This window comes from Eudoraea sp., assembly GCF_049665975.1.
Classification (GTDB): Bacteria; Bacteroidota; Bacteroidia; order Flavobacteriales; family Flavobacteriaceae; genus Eudoraea.
In genome coordinates this window covers 1-2,199 of record NZ_JBATGR010000240.1, presented here as the reverse complement: position 1 = coordinate 2,199, position 2,199 = coordinate 1, and the positions used below count along the sequence as shown (strand labels likewise).

3 protein-coding genes are annotated in these 2,199 nt (G+C 33.4%); 2 read left to right on the top strand and 1 reads right to left on the bottom strand.

The features are described from left to right. Positions 1-401: 401 nt before the first annotated feature. Positions 402-563 carry a hypothetical protein gene (locus WBN20_RS08845; protein ID WP_424281425.1) on the top strand — a complete coding sequence of 54 codons (162 nt, stop codon included), beginning with the start codon at positions 402-404 and terminating at the stop codon, positions 561-563. A gap of 2 nt (positions 564-565) precedes the next feature. Further along, on the top strand, positions 566-910 hold the full coding sequence (locus WBN20_RS08840; protein WP_424281424.1) for a hypothetical protein: 345 nt from the start codon (positions 566-568) through the stop codon (positions 908-910). Between the two features lie 159 nt (positions 911-1,069). On the opposite strand, the gene WBN20_RS08835 is transcribed toward WBN20_RS08840, so the two are convergent. Then, positions 1,070-2,199 (bottom strand): AsmA-like C-terminal region-containing protein (locus tag WBN20_RS08835; RefSeq protein WP_424281423.1); only part of this gene is annotated, 1,130 nt, incomplete at its 5' end.

Here is a 2,199-nt window from a genome sequence, read left to right as displayed (position 1 = left end):
AGCATAGACTAAAAAGAAAATCACCTGTGCCAGGGTAATACCCGGATCATTCCTGTCAAAGGAATAGAAGAGAAGTACCAATAGATATAATACAAATTGAAAGAAGAGTTCTTGCCAACCTATATTTGAAGTTATCTTATTCATAATCATGCTAATACTACAAATCTAAACTAATAGATGCATTTCCAAAAATGGTCGGATGTGAACGGCAGAAACATACCTGTTAACGACAATTGTTCTACTTTAAGATTAAAGCGTACAGTTCACTGGAAATCTTATGTCGTTCACAGTAGAATTTTTCTTCAGCATTATTTGTAAACAGATCTTTGAATCAGGAAAATTACATCTTAACAGGTGATTTATATATACGGAGATATTAATTTTTAAAAGTCATTTTTATTATGGGAAGAAAAACAGAACAGAACATGCGTACTTATCACAGGTATTTGGGGTTCTTTTTAGCAGGTATTATGGCGGTTTACGCCATTAGTGGTATAGTATTGACATTCAGAAATACTGATTTTTATAAAAGGAAGTACCAATTGAAAAAAAGTTTGATGTAGGTTTGGAAGACGAAGATTTGGGCCGTGCGCTTGGACAAAGAGTCATTAAACTAGATAGGGTAGAAGGCAACCTGGTGTATTTCAAAGGGGGAACCTATAACAAAATGACCGGGCAAGCCAGCTATACTGAAATGAAGATGCTTTTTATTTTAGATAATATGGACAATTTGCATAAAATGCATTCCGGGCACCTATTGTATTGGCTGAATATCATATTCGGTATCGCACTATTGTTCTTCTCAGTTTCTGCGTTTTGGATGTTCAGACCCAAAACGCCGATATTCAAAAAGGGACTCTACTTTGCATTGGGAGGCATGTTACTTACGGTTATTTTACTTTTTGTGTAAGTCGTAATTAATATTTGGAAAGAGAACTGTCACTATTATGGAATGGTTGGCGGCCCAAAGTAATTAGGAATGTACGGACTGAGAGTGAAAAATTGAGCTCCGGATGTTAATTTATTAAATTTGTTTTTGAATCTTTAATGGGGAAATTCAATTACATGATTAATTTATTATAGTAGAGTCCGCCTTTTGCAATTTTTCTTCTGCCCTGGAGTCCCGTTTATATTTTCTTCTTAACAATCTGTTCTCTTTCATCATTATTCGGTATTCACTAAGAGAGTCCCTTTCCTTAAAATATTTCTTCTCAGATAAGTGAAGCTTGTATTGAGTTTTATCGATGTCCTTCTCATTACTTTTAGCTTCTATATATATCTTTTTGCCGGCTTCTATATACTCCGTTTTTTTTGGAATATTGGTTATATCCCTATTTTTAAAATTGGATAATGGTATTGCGGTCCACAGGCTGGTAGGAACATCTTCAAAACCCAAATGCCCGGCAACAAAAAAATCTAATGCTGTGGATTGCACCTCCATTAAGGGGAATTCAACCGTATTATTTGCAACATAAAGGATATTTTCAATAGACCCGAACCGAATATCTTCAAAACGTTTTTTCTTAAAAATGATATTCCCAATTTTAATAATGGGTTCAAAACCTTTAATTTCTAATTCCCTAAGATCAAACCCTATAGTTCCTCTTAATGAATTAGATACTATTCCCGTACTATCTATTAAATCGCCTTCAAGTTGTGTATTAATGCTTACTTTCCCATCTATTTTATCTGCTTCCCTAATGGAGGGGATATTAAAGTAATCAAACGAAATTAGTAATTTTTCCAAGTCGATATTATCCGTTGAAAATCCAAGAGAGAACTGGGTTTCAAATGGATCTGTGATATCTAAATAAGCATCCAGATTTACTTTGCCTTTATAAAAATCAAAAGCTGTATTCTCCAGATAAAGCAGATCTTCATTTTCAAAATAAAAACCGGTATTGAAATTATTTATGATGAGTTTGTTAAATATGAATTCATCTAAATTAATGGAAAGTTCTGGCTGGTATTTATTGTAAAAGTCTTTTACCACCGTTTTTAAAGCCAGGTGGCGATTTGAATTTTCCACTTTCTCCTCGGCATCTACATTATTAAAAAGATCCAAAAAGTCACTAAAACGTATCTTTTTTGAAGTAATATTGAGTTTTGAGCTCATTCTTTCGTAATTGGCACTAATTTCTGGTATAATTGAGGTAATATTCTTTAATTCTCCATAGAGTTTTATTTTATCTCCCGACG

Coding starts and splice junctions, on each gene's coding strand:
- WBN20_RS08845 (WP_424281425.1), top strand. CDS start 402: ATGGGAAGAAAAACAGAACAGAACATGCGTACTTATCACAGGTATTTG.